The organism is Janthinobacterium sp. DSP2-3-3 (genome assembly GCF_049897325.1).
GTDB lineage: Bacteria > Pseudomonadota > Gammaproteobacteria > Burkholderiales > Burkholderiaceae_D > Janthinobacterium.
Genome location: NZ_JAFCWA010000006.1, coordinates 236,242 through 252,191, shown reverse-complemented (window position 1 = coordinate 252,191; position 15,950 = coordinate 236,242). Strand labels below are relative to the sequence as shown.

The window sequence follows — 15,950 nt, the reverse complement described above, 5'->3', positions numbered from 1 at the left end:
GGCTGTCGGGAGTGCCTGGCCTTACTGGGCCGGCAACACTTGCGCCGGCGTCGCTGGCGCCAGAATGGCCGGTGCGGGCGCGTGGATGGGCGCCGGTGCCTTGACGGCCAGCCAGCCTGTAGCCGGCAACAGCGGCACCAGCAGCAGGGCCACGATATTGATGATCTTGATCAAGGGATTGACGGCCGGACCGGCCGTATCCTTGTACGGGTCGCCTACCGTGTCGCCCGTGACGGCCGCCTTGTGCGCCTCGGAACCCTTGCCGCCGAAATGGCCATCCTCGATGTATTTCTTCGCATTGTCCCAGGCGCCGCCACCCGTGGTCATGGAAATGGCCACGAACAGGCCCGTGACGATGGTTCCCATCAAGAGGCCACCGAGCGCCGCAGGCCCCAGCAGCATGCCGACGACGATGGGCACCACCACGGGCAGCAGGGACGGCACGATCATTTCACGGATGGCGGACGCCGTCAGCATGTCGACGGCCTTGTCGTATTCAGGCCGCGCCGTGCCTTCCATGATGCCCTTGATGTCGCGGAACTGGCGCCGCACCTCGACCACCACGGCACCGGCCGCGCGGCCGACTGCCTCCATCGCCATGGCGCCGAACAGATACGGTATCAGGCCACCGATGAAGAGGCCGACGATGACCATGGGGTTCGACAAATCAAAGGTGATGTGCTGTCCCACGGATTCGAGCGCATGCGTGTAGTCTGCAAACAGCACCAGCGCGGCCAGGCCGGCCGAGCCGATGGCATAGCCCTTGGTGACGGCCTTGGTGGTGTTGCCGACGGCGTCGAGCGGGTCGGTGATGGCGCGCACGGAATCGGGCAAGCCCGACATTTCCGCGATGCCGCCCGCGTTATCCGTGATCGGGCCATACGCATCGAGTGCGACGATGATGCCCGCCATCGATAGCATGGCCGTGGCGGCAATGGCGATGCCGTACAAGCCGGCCAGCTGGTATGAGACAAGGATGGCGACGCAGACGGCCAGCACCGGGTAGGCGGTGGACTTCATCGACACCCCCAAGCCGGCGATGATATTAGTGCCGTGGCCCGTCGTCGACGCTTCGGCGATATGGCGCACGGGCTTGAAATCCGTGCCCGTGTAGTACTCGGTGATGTACACCATCAGGCCCGTGAGCACAATGCCGACGACGGTGGCGCCCAGCATCTTGTAGCGCATGGCGTCGTCGGGCCACAGCAGCCACGTCACCACGGCAAAGCCGACCAAGGAGAGGCCGGCCGCCCACCACAGCCCCGTGTACAAGGCCGACATGATCTTCGCGCCCGGCTTGGTCTTCACCATCGAGCAGCCGACGATGGAAGCGAGGATGGAGACGGCGCCCAGCAGCAGCGGATAGATGATAGCCGTGCCGCTGGCTTCGGCCATCAGCAGTGCGCCCAGCAGCATGGTGGCGATCAAGGTCACGACATAGGTTTCGAACAGGTCGGCCGCCATGCCGGCGCAGTCGCCCACGTTGTCGCCCACGTTGTCGGCGATGACGGCCGGGTTGCGCGGATCATCCTCGGGAATGCCCGCCTCGACCTTGCCCACCAGGTCCGCACCCACGTCGGCGCCCTTGGTGAAGATGCCGCCACCGAGCCGCGCGAAGATGGAAATGAGCGAGGCGCCGAAGGCCAGGCCAATCAGGGGCTTGATCAAGTCATGCTGCGTCAGGCCAGGCGCGCCCGTCGTCACCAGCAGCCAGTAAAACAGGGTCACGCCCAGCAAGCCCAATCCCACCACCAGCATGCCGGTAATCGCCCCGCCCTTGAAGGCCACGTTCAGCGCCTGGTTGATGCCCAGGGTGGCCGCCTGCGCCGTGCGCACATTGGCCCGCACAGAGACATTCATGCCGATGAAACCGCAGGCGCCCGACAGCACGGCGCCGATCAAAAAGCCCAGCGCCGTGTGCAGGCCAAGCAGCACATAGATGGCGATCAGCAGTACCACGCCGACGATGGCGATGGTACGGTACTGGCGCGCCAGGTAGGCGGCCGCGCCTTGCTGGATGGCCAGAGCGATTTCCTGCATGCGCGCGTTGCCGGGATCCTGCCTCAGTATCCAGCTACGCGAGACCAAACCGTAAATGACTGCGACCACGCCGCAGGCTACCGCAAACCACAAACTGGCTGCCATATCGTCCCCTTCTGTTTTTATCCGACGTCATTGCCAACAGCTGCAGACCGCACCGGGTAGGCACGCGCAGCCAGGAAAACACGACCTGCAAAAAACTTCTACTCGAAAACGATACGGCGCCCGGCTGAAACGCGGGCACAAAAAAAGCGGACACCGAGGTCCGCTTTTCAAAAACTGCTTATTCCGCCAGGGCAGCAAATGCGCTGTCGCGGATTTGCTCGACCGGACCGACGCCGGCGATGCGGCGGTATTTCGGTGCGCCTGGCAAGCCGGACTTGGCCCAGTCGTTGTAGTAACCGAGCAAGACCTTGGTCTGGTTATGGTACACATCCAGGCGTTTCTTGACGGTTTCCGCCTTGTCGTCGTCGCGCTGGATCAGCGGTTCGCCCGTGATGTCATCGACGCCATCGACTTTGGGCGGGTTGAATTTGACGTGGTACACACGGCCCGAACCGGGATGGCTGCGGCGGCCATCCATGCGCTCGATGATCGAAGCGTCAGGCACATCGATTTCCAGCACGTAGTCGACATTGATGCCAGCATCTTTCATGGCGTCCGCTTGCGCGATGGTGCGCGGGAAACCGTCGAACAGGTAGCCATTGGCGCAATCGGCTTCCTTCAGGCGGTTCTTGACCAGGCCGATCATGATGTCGTCCGACACGAGGCCGCCCGCATCCATGACTTTTTTCGCCGCCATGCCCAGTTCCGTGCCTTCCTTGATCGCCGCGCGCAACATGTCGCCCGTGGAGATTTGTGGAATGTTGTATTTTTCTTTGATGAAATTAGCTTGGGTGCCCTTGCCGGCACCGGGTGCTCCTAAAAGTATCAGACGCATTGAAAATTTCCTAAAAAGCAGATTTTGGATGGTGGTATGTGTAATTATTTTTAGATGATGTTGCTATGGCTATCTTTCCCTACGAAACTTACCACAAAAAATCCCTGAAACGCCAGTTTGCTGTCGATTTGCTATGCCCTGATTGATCAAAGCCAGCAATTGGCGAGACGGACGTTTCAAAATGTGGTTTTTACTGCAGACGCACAAAACTATATTTGCACACCTGCCGTTTTGCGGGTAGCGCTTACAGGGCGCCGTAATGCGCTTGCACGCGTTCGAGATCTTGCGGCGTGTCGACACCGGCAGCAGGGGCCGAGTCCGTGACATGCACGGCGATGGCAACACCGTGCCACAGCACGCGCAACTGCTCCAGCGCCTCGATGGCTTCCAGCGGCGAAGCGGACAATTGCGGATATTCCTGCAAAAACGCATTGCTGTACGCATACAAGCCGATGTGGCGCAGCGGCACATAATCTTGCGGCAAGTTTTCACGGGACTGCGCGAAGCCGTCGCGGTGCCAGGGGATCGTGGCGCGCGAGAAATACAAAGCACGGCCATTCTTGTCCAGCACGACCTTGACCACGTTGGGGTTGAATGCATCTGCCACCTCGTGCAGCGGATGCGCGCAGGTGGCCATGGGAACGGCGGCGCTGATCAGCGCAGCGCAGGCGGCCAGCAAGGACGGATCGATCAGGGGTTCGTCACCCTGCAGGTTGACGACGACGGCGTCGGGTGGCAAATCGAGCGTGCGCGCCACTTCGGCGATGCGGTCCGTGCCCGACGGATGGTCGGCACGCGTCATGCACACTTCCACGCCATGCGCGGCGCAGGCGGCGCGGATGCTGTCATGATCGGTGGCGACGATGACGCGCGCGGCGCCCGAGAGCCGCGCCTGCTCGGCCACGCGCACCACCATCGGTTTGCCGCCCAGGTCAGCCAGCGGCTTGCCCGGCAGGCGCGTCGAGGCCAGGCGGGCCGGGATGATGACGATGAAGGCCATCGTTATTCCACTGCGTCTTGCAGGGTGCGCGCTTCATCCGCCCACATGATGGGGATGCCATCGCGGATAGGATAGGCCAGGCGGTCGGCGCGGCAAATCAGTTCCTGCGCCTTCTTATCGTGTTCAAGCGGACCCTTGCAAACAGGGCAGACCAGGATATCAAGCAGTCGAGCGTCCACGACATTTCTCCACAATTTGTTGGGCCAGCGCGCTATCGATGCGCGCACTGACGGGGACGACCCACAGTCTCGGGTCATCTTTGAGATGTTCAATTTGCGCACATTTTACTGCATCCTTCTCGGTGATCAAGATCACATCCGTGTCCAGTGCCGCAAATGGCTGGTCGAGGAAGTCGTGATGATCGGGCAGGGGCAGTTCCATGAAGTCCAATCCGGCCCCGCGCAGCATGGCAAAGAAACGCTGCGGGTTGCCGATGCCGGCCGCCGCCACGATGCGCTGGCCGCCAGCTGCCAGTGTTGCCAAAGGCAGCCGCTCGCTGCGGTCGACCAGGCGCTCGGCCACGCCGCCATCGAGCAGCATCTGCACGACCAAGGAACCCGCGGGCGCGACCCCGGCAACGAGATCCGGCGCCAGCTCAGGCGCATTGATCACCGTCACATCGCGCCGGCGGCGCGGCGATTCGCGCAAGGGACCGGCCGGCAGCAGCCAGCCATTGCCGGCGCCGCGACCGTCGAACAGCACGATTTCCACGTCGCGCTGCAAGGCGTAATGCTGCAAGCCGTCGTCCGTCACCAACACGTCGACGTCCGGGTGCGCCGCCAGCAGCGCCCTGCCCGCTTGCGCGCGGTCGCACCCCACCATCACGGGGCAACCGCCGCGCTGGAAGATCAGCAGCGGCTCGTCGCCCACCTGCTGCGGCGTGGAAGCAGCGGTGACGGCGCGCGGCGAACGGTCGGCGCTGCCATGCCCGCGCGAAATGACGCCAGGGCGCATGCCCGCGTCGCGCAAGGCTTGCACCAGCCAGATCGTCAGCGGCGTCTTGCCCGTGCCGCCGATAAAAATGTTACCGACGACGACGACGGGCACGGGCAGCCGGCTTGACTGCAGCACGCCAGCGCGGTACAGGCCGCGCCGCACGGAACTCAGGGCGCCGAACAACAGGGAAACGGGCCACAGCGCGCACGCCAGCGGGCCGCGCGCCAGCCAGGCGCGGGTGAGAGTCGATTCAAGCTTGGCGGGGGAGGATGTGGGCATGCGGTGAGGGGTAAAGTTGGAAACCCCAAGAAACATCCGAGGTCGCCCCTGAGGATGCGGCCCCGGTGTTGCCTGGGTTAGAGCACTATCTGCCGCCAGCCTGCGCCGCGAACGTCAACTTTTCATAGCCGGCCAGGCGTGCCGCTTCCATCACGTGGATGACCATCTGATGCATGGCGAACTGGTCGGCGTTGACCACCACCACGGGTGTCTGCGCGGGCGCCTTGCCGCTATTGGCCGCCTTGGCTGCGTTCTGCAGGGCGTCGGCCAGGCCGGCCACGTCGCGGAACGAGACCGGTTCGCGGTTGACCGTGTAGTTGCCCTTGGCATCGATGGTGACGTCGATCTGCTGCGGCTTGTCCTTGGCTTGCTCGGCATCGGCGGTCGGCAGGGTGATCTGCAATTCCGTAAACTTGCTGTAGGTGGTGCTGACCATCAAAAAAATCAGGATCACCAGCAGCACGTCGATGAACGGGATCAGGTTGATTTCGGGGTCTTCACGCCCCTTGCCTTTGCGGAAGTTCATTTGCGGCCACTGTGGACGATATCGACGAACTTGACCGCTTGCTGCTCCATGTCAATGACGAAGCTGTCGACGAGGGCGCGGAAGTGGCGGTAGAAGATCAGGGCCGGCATGGCGATGGCCAAGCCGAAGCCCGTGTTATACAAGGCTACCGAGATGCCGTGGGCCAATTGTGCGGGATTCGAGCCGCTGGCGTTTTGCGAACCGAAGATTTCGATCATGCCAACCACCGTGCCAAACAACCCCATCAGCGGCGCGAGAGTGGCGATGGTGCCCAGGGTCGTCAGGAAACGCTCCAGCGTGTGGGCCACGCCGCTGCCCGCCTCTTCGATCGATTCCTTCATCACCTCGCGCGGCGCGTCGACATTGCGTAGGGCGGCGGCGAGCACCACGCCCAGCGGCGAATTGTCTTCCAGCTTGGCCAGCGTGTCCGGCGTGATCTTACCGCTGCGATACACCTGCACCACTTCATCAAACAGCTTGCGGGGCAGGATCTTGGCACGGCGCAAATACAGCAGGCGCTCAATGATCAAGGCCAGGGCGACGATGGAAGCGATCAACAACAGCCAGATGGGCCAGCCAGCGGCTTGAAATATAGCGAGCAAAAGAAACTCCTGGAAAAGGGAAGGCGATGGACCGCCCGGACAGCCTGTATTGTACCGAGCGCCGGCGTCCGATGGCATGTCGGCGCAGGAATGGCGCAATGTAGCGCGTTGCCGCGCCGGCGGCAAGTGGCGCCTGCATGCGCACTTGCCCACACGGTGCAGCGGGCGGGCGCGGCCAGCACACAGTTTTGCACACTTTGTGTGGATAAGATTGTGAGCAAGCATGAAGTCCAGCACGCAAGTCATTGATTCACATGGAGATTATCGTGCTGCGCAAAATACAGGCATAGCAGCTTATCGACAGTAGTCAATGTCAATAAATTAATACTTGAAGAGTTCTGCACATTTACTGTGGACAAGATTGTGCGCAAAGCCGAGGAATTCAATTAAGTCATTGATTTTAAAGAAAATTAACTCAATGCATAAATAAGTGGCAGCTGGAGCGAAGCAAGTGGCATTATGACCGTCGAAGTTCTGCACACAATCTGTGGACAAGATTGTGTGCAAGCGCAAGAATAGGCACCAAGTGCATTGATTTATATCGTTTTTATTACCCTGCATAAAAATGTAGCAAGGTGGGAAAGGCCGGGTTTTTCATGCCAAAAAGCATCCTCAAACAACACTTTTCCACCCCAAGTGCAGTTCCACACATAAATTGTGGATAAGATTGTGAGCAAGCCGATTGACTCCAGGCAAGAGCATTGATTTTAAAGGGATTTCTTTCACTGCTGAAAATTAAGGCAGCGATGCGGCCTGTGCATGCAGTGGAAAACGGGAACAAACCACGCAACGGTTTATGCAGTTTTGCACACATTCTGTGGATAAGATTGTGAGCAAGCCCCATACTTAAACGCTATACCATTGATTTATATGGCTATTTTTTTACTGCGCAAAATTCAGGCAAGCCATGCCATCGACGTTTCAGTGGATAAATCCGGCGCCGCGCCAGAGTTCTGCACATTTTTTGTGGATAAGATTGTGTGCAAGGGCAGGCATGGCATACTAAGCGCTTGATTCCTATGGACTTTATTTCCATGCGCAAAAATGTAGCAAGGCATTTTTATTGGTCAAATTGGCTTACAGGGCAATTGTTGTCCAAGGCAAAAAGTTTCGCACACTTTCTGTGGATAACTTTGTGCGTAAGTGGCAGGGGCTGCACTGATGTACTTGATATTAAAGGTTTTTTTACCTGTGCACGCAAATCAGGCATACGGGAATTCTGCATGAAATCAAATACTTAGAAATAAAACTTGTTGTTTTGCGCGATATATGACATAAGCATGACCTCGCCGATAATATGTGGACAGTTCCTCCCCTCCCCCAGCTTGATGATGATCGACAGCCCCACTGACAGCGGCTTTGCCGCCCCACCCGTGCTCACCGTCAGCGCCCTGAACCAGGCTGTCGCGCGCCTGCTCGAACGCTCGTTCCCCCTGACCTGGATCGCTGGCGAGATTTCCAACTTCACGCGCGCCACTTCCGGCCACTGGTATTTCACCTTGAAGGACGATGCTGCCCAGGTGCGCGCCGTGATGTTCCGTGGACGCGCCCAGTTTGCCGGCTTCACGCCGCGCGAAGGCGACAAGGTGGAAGTGCGCGCCCTCGTCACCCTGTACGGCGCGCGCGGCGATTACCAGATCAACGTGGAAGCCATCCGCCGCGCCGGCGTGGGCGCCCTGTATGAAGCGTTCCAACGCCTGAAGGAAAAGCTGGCCGCGCAGGGCCTCTTCGACCAGGAGCGCAAGCGCGCCATTCCCATGTTCGCGCGCAGCATCGGCATCGTCACCAGCCCGCAGGCCGCCGCCCTGCGCGACGTCTTGATCGCGCTCAAGCGCCGCGCGCCGCATGTGTCCATCATCCTGTATCCCACACAAGTGCAGGGCCAGCAGGCAGCGGAAAAAATCGCGCACGCCATCCGCACGGCATCAACAAGGGCCGAGTGCGATGTGCTGCTGGTATGCCGTGGCGGCGGCAGCATCGAGGATTTATGGTCGTTCAATGATGAAGCCGTGGCATACGCGATCGCCGATTGTTCCATGCCGGTGATCAGCGGCGTCGGTCACGAGACGGATTTCACCATCGCCGACTTCGCGGCCGACCTGCGCGCTGCCACGCCGACGGCCGCCGCCGAACTGGCGGCCACGCCGCGCGCCGACTGGTTGGCCTCCCTGCGCGCCGATGCGGCCGACTTGCGCCGCGCCATGCGCCGCAGCCTCGATGATGCAGCGCAAACCCTGGACCGCCACAGCCGCCGCCTGCTCAACCCGAAGGCGCAGCTGCAGCAGCAGCGCTTCCAGCTGCTGGCCCTGTCGACGGCCATGACGCATGCGGCGCGCGCGCCGGTGAACCAGTCGCAGTACGCGCTGGAACGCCTGCGTTCGCGCTGGGCGGCTTTGCGGCCCGACGTCACGGCGCCGCGCGTGCGCCTGCTGGAAGCCCAGCGCCGCGGCGGCGCGGCCATGGCGCAGCAGCTAGGCCAGCGACGCCACCGCCTCGACGGCCTGGCAGCGCAGCTGGAACTGCTCAACCCGCAGCGCACCCTGGAACGCGGCTATGCCATCCTGCGCGACGAAAAAGGCGCCATCGTGCGCTCGCCGGCGCAGTTGCAGGCACGCCAGAATGTCAATGTGCGCCTGGCCGAAGGCAGCGCGCAGATCGGCATCGCCAGCGTGCAGGCCACTTTGGAATAAGCGTTAGAGTAAAAAAGGCCGGGGAAACTCCCCGGCCCAACACCTGCCCTACTGAGTGAACTGCTACTGCTATTGCAACTGCACCTTACGCCATCAGAACTTCATCGACACGCGCGCGCCAAACGTGCGTGGCGCGTTGTAGAAGGCGCCGTAGATCTGCTGCGTGGGCTGGCATGGCATGCCCACGTCCGTGCAGATTTCATTGACGTCAAGCTTGACCGCTTTGTCGGTGGCGTTCTGCACGAACGCTTCCACCGTATAGGCCTTGTTCGCCGGCTGGAAGCGCAAGCTCAGGTCCAGGGTGGTGTAGGCTTCCTGGCGCTTGACACCTGCGTGGCCAGGCACGTCGCCATTGAAGGCCCCCGCTCCCACGTACGACATGGTTTCATAATGCACCGAGGCGCGCGGCGTGAGCTGGCCGCCTGCGACAGCGAAATCATGCTCGTACTGGACGGTCGTGGAAAACTTCGGCGCATGCTTCATGGTGCTGCCGCCCACGTTCACCAAGGGCGCCGTCGAGCCGCAGGACTGGCCATTCGCGCGCGCCGCATCGACGTCGCACGACATGAAATCATCGTACACGGCTTTCAGCCAGGTGGCATTGCCCGTCAGGCGGTCGACCGATGTTGGCCGCCACACCCATTCCGCTTCCAGCCCCTTGACGGTGGCGCCGGCCGCATTGAAGTTGGCCAGCACGCTGTTGACCACCTGCGATTCGAGCTTGTCCTTGTACTTCATCAGGAAGGCATCGAGGTTCAGGGTCAGTTCGCGGTTCAGCAAGTCCGACTTGAAGCCGATTTCATAGCTGGTCAGTTTTTCCGGCTTGGTGGTGGCGCCGCCGTCGCCGATGGCCGGCGAATGGAAGCCCGTGGTCACGGAACCGAACAGTAAAATATCGGAGCGCAGCTTGTACTCGATGCGTCCCAGCCAGGTGGCCTGGCCATATTTCAGGTCGGCCGTATTGTCGCCCGGCGTATTGCCGCAGGTGGCGGCCGTGATGGCGCCGCCCGGCCCGATATTGTGCGTGTTGGCCAGGCCCGTGCCCGGCGTGACCAACTGGCGCAGCTGGTCGGCAGTGAGCACGGTCGTGCCCAGCGGCGTGTTCGCGGGCCAGTTCGGGCATGCCCAATTCTTGCCGCCGATGTCGAATTTATGGTCTTTCGTGTAGCGCGCGCCGGCCGTCAGCTTGATCTGGTCCGTCACCTGCTGGCTGACCTGGCCGAATACGGCCTTTGATTTGAGCTGGCGGTCGCCCTGGATGAAAGACATCGACGAGGCGTACTGGCCGACGGTGGGCTGCACGAAAATCACGGCGCCGTTGGCGATATCCTGCTGCACGGCCGCCTGCGAAATCTGGCTGCGGTCGATATCGAAGCGCACCTTGTTCTTTTCATTGAAGAGGAACAGGCCGGCCACCCACTGGAACGGCGCATCGTCGTCCGAGCGCGCCTGCAGCTCGTGCGAATAGCTGTCGAACTGCGCCCAGTCGGTGCGGTTTTCCGACTTGAAGCCGGGGAACAGGCCCGCATCGGCATCGTTGCTGTTCTGGCGCTTGTAGCGACTCCAGCTGCCCAGGTAAGTAAAGTCCAGCGCGTCCGTCGGCTTGTAATTGAGCTTGCCCTTGTAGGTCAAAATCGACTGGTCCAGGGTGCCCGGCGTATCGATCAGGGCCGAGCGCAGCTTCTCGCCCCCTTTCGGCTCGGCTGCCAGGTAGACGTTGCCGGCGCCCTGGTCGAGGAAGTAGTCGGCGATGAAAGTGCCGCGCAGCTGCGGCGTGAATTTCCACAGCAGCGAGGCGCGCACGCCCATCTGGTCGCCGGCGCCATACTTGGCCGTGCCCGGCATGACGTTCGAGCCGCGGCGGAAGTCCACCGTGCCGTCGTGGCTATCCTTGATGGCGGCAATGCGCAGCGCCACGTCGTCGGACAACGGAATATTGAGCATGCCCTGCGTCTGCAGATGGCGCTTGTCGCCCACGGTGATGCCGGCCGAACCCATGAACTTGGCCGTGCTCGGCGCGGCCGATACCAGGTTGACGGCGCCGGCCGTCGAATTGCGGCCATTCAGGGTGCCCTGCGGTCCGCGCGCCACCTCGACGTGGGACAGGTCATACATCAGCGCCGTGGCGCCCTGCGGACGCGGCGAATACACGCCATCGACATAAAAGGCGACGGCCGGGTCGCCCAGCTCCGTGTGGTTGGCCGAACCGACGCCGCGCATGTAGACGTGCACGCCGCCCGAATCGCCATGCTGCTCGACGACCAGGCTCGGCACCATGGTGGCCAGCGAGGCCAGGTCTTTCACTTGATTGTTTTGCAGGGTGTCCTGGTTGAAGGCGGTGACGGCCAGTGGCGTCTCCTGCACGAAGGTGTTGCGCCGCGTGGCCGTGACGACGATGCGGTCCATCTGCTCGGCTGCCGGTTTTGCCGTGTCAGTGGTGGTCGTGCTACTGGCCGCCTCCTGCGCCACGGCGGCACCGCTGCCGAGCAAAATGCACTGGGCGAATGTCGCATGCGCCAGGCTGAGGGCGATGGTATTGCGTTTGAGCTGTTGCATTGTTGTTGTCTCCTGTACCGCTGGTTGAATGATGATCACATAGCTCTTTGGCTACTGCTGCACATTTTTTGAGTGTCAATCTGAAGTCATGTCGCCTCCGTGCGGGGTCAATGGGTGGCCACGGCGCGCCCGGCCGTGTCAAACAGAAAGGCATGGCCTTCTTCCGGCGCGAAGCCGATGGTGCTGCCCTGCGCCAGCGCGTGGCGCGCCTCGCCATGCAGCTTGATGGCCACCGCATGCGTGTCGCCATCGATGCGGCCGTCAAGCGTCGCGTGGATGATCTGCGCATCACCCAGCTGCTCGATCAGGGTGACGGTAGCGCCGTAGCCTTCATTGCGCGGCACCAGGCGCAGGTGTTCGGGGCGTATGCCGACCAGCATGCCGGCCTCGCCACCGAGCTGGCTGGCCAGGGCAGGCACAGCGGCGCACGGCAGGAAATTCATGCGCAGCGCGCCGATGAAACCGGCCACGAACTGGCTGGCCGGATGGCGGTACAGGTCCAAGGGCGCGCCCACCTGCTCCAGGTGGCCGCCGTGGAAGACGGCCACCCGGTCGCCCAGAGTCATGGCCTCTACCTGGTCATGGGTGACGTAGATCATCGTGGTGCCCAGCTCCTGGTGCAGCTTGGCCAGCTCGATGCGCGTCTGCACGCGCAGCGATGCGTCGAGGTTGGACAGCGGCTCGTCAAACAGGAATACCTTGGGCTGGCGCACGATGGAGCGGCCGATGGCCACGCGCTGGCGCTCGCCGCCGGACAGGGCCTTGGGCTTGCGGTCAAGCAGGTGCGTGATCTGCAAAATCTCGGCCACCTTGCCCACGGCGGCGCGCACCTCGGCGTCGGGCTTGCCCGCCAATTTGAGGGCAAAGCCCATGTTGTCGCGCGCCGTCATGTGCGGATACAGGGCGTAGCTCTGGAAGACCATGGCGATGCCCCGCTCGGCCGGCGCCACGTCGTTGGCCAACAGATCGCCGATGCGCAGCTGGCCCGCGCTGATGTCTTCCAGTCCGGCGATCATGCGCAGCAGCGTCGACTTGCCGCAGCCGGACGGCCCGACGAAGACCATGAATTCGCCGTCATGGATATCGAGGTCGAGGCCCTTGACGATTTCCGGGCCATCGCCGTAGGTCTTGCGGATGCCGCGCAGGGAAATGGCGGCCATGTCAGTGCTCCCCTGCCAAAACCGGCGCATCGGCATGCGCGGCCCGCTGCGCGGCGATGAAGTCGCGGTACCACAGGGCGCTGTCCTTGAAGCTGCGCTGCTGCGTGGCGTAATCGACGTACAGCATGCCGAAGCGCTTGGCGTAGCCGGAATTCCACTCGAAGTTATCCATCAGGCTCCAGTAGAAGTAACCGCGCACGTCGATGCCCTGCGCGATCACGGCGCGCAAGGCATCCAGGTGCAGCCGCACGTACTCGATGCGCGCCTGGTCATGGATCTTGCCGTCAACGGGCTTGTCGGCGACGGCCATGCCATTTTCCGTGATGTAGACGGGCGGCAGCCGGTATTCGCGGTGCAGGCCCACCAGCAGCTCCGTCAAGCCCTGCGGATAGGTTTCCCAACCCATGTCGTTGACGCCCAGCTTGCACTCGGGCTTGCGCGGCGGCGTCTCGGCGCTCATGAAAGCGCGCGTGTAGTAATTCACGCCGAGGAAATCGATGGGCTGTTTAATATCTGTGAAATCGTTTTCAAAAATAGATAAAATAGAAGCGTCGACGTGTTTCAAGGCCAGGGCCGGGTAGCGTCCCTTGAAGATGGCATCCATATACCACTGCACCGAGCGCGCATATTCAAGTTCGGCCAGCTCGCGGTCTTGCGCGCTGTCGGTGGCCGGCGTCGCCGTCCATTGATTGAGCACGATGCCCAGTTTGGCCGGCGCATTCACGGCGCGCATGGCTTGCATGGCCAGCCCGTGCGACAACAGCAAGTGGTGCGACACTTGCACGGCGGCGGCCGGGTCGGCCATGCCAGGGGCGAATTGGCCCGTGCCATGGCCCAGCACGGCCGTGCACCACGGCTCATTGTGCGTGGCGATGCTGGCGACCTTGTGGCCGAAGCGGCGCGCCACCTCGGCCGCATAGGCGGCGAAGTGATAGCAAGTGGCGCGATTGAGCCAGCCCCCCTCATCCTGCAAGGCTTGCGGCAAGTCCCAGTGGTACAGGGTCAGATGGGCATCGAGTCCCTTGGCGGCCAGGGCGTCGAGCAGGCGCGCATAGAAATCGAAGCCGGCTTCGTTCCAGGCGCCGGAACCGGTCGGCTGCACCCTCGACCAGGACATGGAAAAACGGTAGGCGTTCACGCCCAGGTTGGCGATCAGCTCCACGTCATCAAAGTAGCGGTGGTAATGGTCGCAGGCCACGTCGCCATTGCTGCCGTCGATGATCTTGCCGTCCGCGTGGCTGAAGGTATCCCAGATGGACGGGCCGCGGCCGTCGATGGCGGCGGCGCCTTCGATCTGGTAGGCGCTGGTGGCCACGCCCCAGGTAAAGGTGGCGGGAAAGTTGATGTCGGTATCGTCGTTATGCATGGTGGTCATGTCAGTGTGAGTGGATTAAGAGAGTGCTAGCCTTTGACGGCGCCTTGCGTGAGGCCTTCTATGAGGCGCTTCGAGGCGACAAAAAACATCAGCAGCAGCGGCAGCACGGCGATGGCGGCACCCGTCATCAGTGCGCCCCACTCCGTGTTGTTCGGCGCCTGCATGCTGCGCAGGGCCAGCGGGATCGTGTAGTTCTCGACCGAGCGCATGACGACCAGCGGCGTGATGAAATTGTTCCACGAGTTAATGAAGGTGATCAGGCCCAGGGTGCCCATGGCGGGGCCGATCAGCGGCAGCACGACGCGCCAGTAGATGGCGAATTCGCCGCAGCCGTCGATGCGCGCCGCCTCGATCAAGTCTTTCGGAATCGCCGTGCCGATGTACTGGCGCATCAGGAAAATGCCCAGCGCGCCGGCCGCTCCCGGCACGTACAGGGCGCGCGGCTGGTCCAGCCATCCGAGGAAATCCATCAACATGAAGGTCGGAATCATGTTCATGAACGACGGGATGATCATCGATGCCATCACCAGGGTAAACAAGGGCCGCTTGAAACGGAACTCGTACATGGCAAACGCATAGCCGCCCAGCGAGCAAAAGAACAACGTCAGGGCGGTGGTCATCAGGGCCACGTACAGGCTGATGCCGATATTGCGCCAGAACGGCAGGCGTTCCTGCAGCAGCTCGATGTTGTTCAGCAGGGCTGTGCCAAACCAGCGCGGCGGCGGCAGGCTGTAGATCTCGGCGCTCGTATGTGTGGCGAAGACGAACATGAAGTAGAACGGCGCGACCATGATCAGGGCGCCGATGGCCACCATGGCGTAAGCCGTCCAGCGGGTAGTTTTCATCGGGCCTCCTTGCGTTCATGACGTTCATTGCGGCTGAAGATGCGGTTGTTCACCCAGGTGGTGCTGGCGATGATGAGGAACAGCAGCCAGGAAATGGCTGACGCCGTGCCGAAGTCACCCGAGGAAAACGCCGTCTTGTAGACGAAGATGGCCGTCGTCATCACCGATTGGCTCACGCCACTCGATTCGGCCACCAGCACAAACGGCTCCTCGAACAACTGCAAATTGCCCATGATGGTGAGCGTGACGGCCAGATAGATCATGGGGCGCAGCTGCGGCAGCGTGATGTACCAGAATTGCTGGCGCTTCGAGGCGCCGTCGATGGTCGCCGCTTCATACAAATCTTTCGGGATGACCTGCAGCGCCGACAGATACAACACCAGGTTCCAGCCCAGGTAGCGCCAGAAGATGACGAAGGCAACGGCCGGCTTGATGAACAGCGAGCTGCCCAGCCAGTCGATCGACTCAACGGGGAACAGGCCGCCCACCAGCGGCAGGCCGGCGCACCATTGGATCAGCACATTGATCTGGCCATAGTCGCGCGAGAACAGGGTGTTGAAGACCATGGCGATAGCCACGCTGGAGGTAATGAACGGTAAAAAGTAAATCCCGATCACCAGGTTGCGCGAGCGCTTGAAGCTGTTGTGGATGAAGGCCGCCAGCGGAATGGCCACCAGGTGCTGCGGCACGCCCGAGGCCAGCGCCAGCCAGATGGTATTGCCCAGCGAACGCAAAAACCACGGATCGCTCAGGGCGTACTTGTAGTTATCCAGGCCCACCCACTGCATGGCTTCCACGCCGCTGGCCGCTTCCCACTGGTTGAACGACAGGTAGATGGAAAACAGCAGCGGGAACAGGCTGAAGACGGCGAACAGGATAAAGAAGGGGCTGATGAAAATATACGGCGCCCATTGCTTCATGGTGTAGCGTTTGCGTGATGACCGCGCCGACGCGGGCGCCTCGTGCGCCAGCGATGCCGATGGGAGATTCAAGTGGCTCAT

The 15,950-nt window shown here is 61.9% G+C and carries 13 protein-coding genes; 1 reads left to right on the top strand and 12 read right to left on the bottom strand.

The features are described from left to right. Nucleotides 1–21 precede the first annotated feature (21 nt). The 7 genes from ACP7DE_RS14565 to ACP7DE_RS14535 form a co-directional block, all read right to left on the bottom strand. On the bottom strand, nucleotides 22–2,145 hold the full coding sequence (locus ACP7DE_RS14565) for a sodium-translocating pyrophosphatase (protein WP_426072763.1): 2,124 nt from the start codon (nucleotides 2,143–2,145) through the stop codon (nucleotides 22–24). Nucleotides 2,146–2,323: 178 nt separating this feature from the next. After that, nucleotides 2,324–2,980, bottom strand: a complete 657-nt coding sequence (gene adk / locus ACP7DE_RS14560; protein ID WP_426072762.1) for an adenylate kinase — start codon at nucleotides 2,978–2,980, stop codon at nucleotides 2,324–2,326. Nucleotides 2,981–3,224: 244 nt separating this feature from the next. After that, nucleotides 3,225–3,980, bottom strand: coding sequence for a 3-deoxy-manno-octulosonate cytidylyltransferase (gene kdsB / locus ACP7DE_RS14555; protein ID WP_426072761.1), 756 nt, complete (start codon nucleotides 3,978–3,980; stop codon nucleotides 3,225–3,227). A 2-nt stretch (nucleotides 3,981–3,982) separates the two neighbouring features. After that, complete coding sequence (locus ACP7DE_RS14550) at nucleotides 3,983–4,159, bottom strand: Trm112 family protein (protein ID WP_010395789.1); 177 nt, start codon at nucleotides 4,157–4,159, stop codon at nucleotides 3,983–3,985. After that, nucleotides 4,140–5,195: a tetraacyldisaccharide 4'-kinase gene (gene lpxK, locus ACP7DE_RS14545; protein WP_426072760.1), complete on the bottom strand. Its 1,056-nt coding sequence runs from the start codon at nucleotides 5,193–5,195 to the stop codon at nucleotides 4,140–4,142. The genes ACP7DE_RS14550 and lpxK overlap by 20 nt, the downstream gene beginning before the upstream one ends. Nucleotides 5,196–5,280: 85 nt before the next feature. Then, entirely contained in the window at nucleotides 5,281–5,721 is a 441-nt protein-coding gene (locus ACP7DE_RS14540) for an ExbD/TolR family protein (protein WP_426072759.1), read from the bottom strand. Beyond that, a complete protein-coding gene (locus tag ACP7DE_RS14535) occupies nucleotides 5,718–6,323 on the bottom strand; it encodes a MotA/TolQ/ExbB proton channel family protein (RefSeq protein ID WP_426072758.1) in 606 nt (201 codons plus the stop codon). Before ACP7DE_RS14535 ends, ACP7DE_RS14540 begins: the two co-directional genes overlap by 4 nt. A gap of 1,328 nt (nucleotides 6,324–7,651) precedes the next feature. Between ACP7DE_RS14535 and xseA the strand changes: the two genes are divergently transcribed. Further along, nucleotides 7,652–9,013: an exodeoxyribonuclease VII large subunit gene (gene xseA / locus ACP7DE_RS14530; protein WP_426072857.1), complete on the top strand. Its 1,362-nt coding sequence runs from the start codon at nucleotides 7,652–7,654 to the stop codon at nucleotides 9,011–9,013. 93 nt (nucleotides 9,014–9,106) lie between these two features. Here the strand turns inward: xseA and ACP7DE_RS14525 are convergent, their stop codons facing one another. The 5 genes from ACP7DE_RS14525 to ACP7DE_RS14505 all read right to left on the bottom strand — a co-directional run bounded on the left by ACP7DE_RS14525 (nucleotide 9,107) and on the right by ACP7DE_RS14505 (nucleotide 15,950). Further along, entirely contained in the window at nucleotides 9,107–11,569 is a 2,463-nt protein-coding gene (locus ACP7DE_RS14525; RefSeq protein ID WP_426072757.1) for a TonB-dependent receptor, read from the bottom strand. 107 nt (nucleotides 11,570–11,676) lie between these two features. Continuing rightward, nucleotides 11,677–12,729 (bottom strand): ABC transporter ATP-binding protein, encoded by a 1,053-nt coding sequence (locus ACP7DE_RS14520; protein WP_426072756.1) that lies wholly within the window; start codon nucleotides 12,727–12,729, stop codon nucleotides 11,677–11,679. 1 nt (nucleotide 12,730) lies between these two features. Then, on the bottom strand, nucleotides 12,731–14,104 hold the full coding sequence (locus ACP7DE_RS14515; protein WP_426072755.1) for a GH1 family beta-glucosidase: 1,374 nt from the start codon (nucleotides 14,102–14,104) through the stop codon (nucleotides 12,731–12,733). Nucleotides 14,105–14,130: 26 nt separating this feature from the next. After that, the gene (locus tag ACP7DE_RS14510; protein ID WP_070282696.1) at nucleotides 14,131–14,949 is read right to left on the bottom strand and encodes a carbohydrate ABC transporter permease; all 819 of its coding nucleotides are present in this window, start codon (nucleotides 14,947–14,949) and stop codon (nucleotides 14,131–14,133) included. Next, nucleotides 14,946–15,950, bottom strand: a complete 1,005-nt coding sequence (locus ACP7DE_RS14505) for a carbohydrate ABC transporter permease (RefSeq protein ID WP_426072754.1) — start codon at nucleotides 15,948–15,950, stop codon at nucleotides 14,946–14,948. The genes ACP7DE_RS14510 and ACP7DE_RS14505 overlap by 4 nt, the downstream gene beginning before the upstream one ends.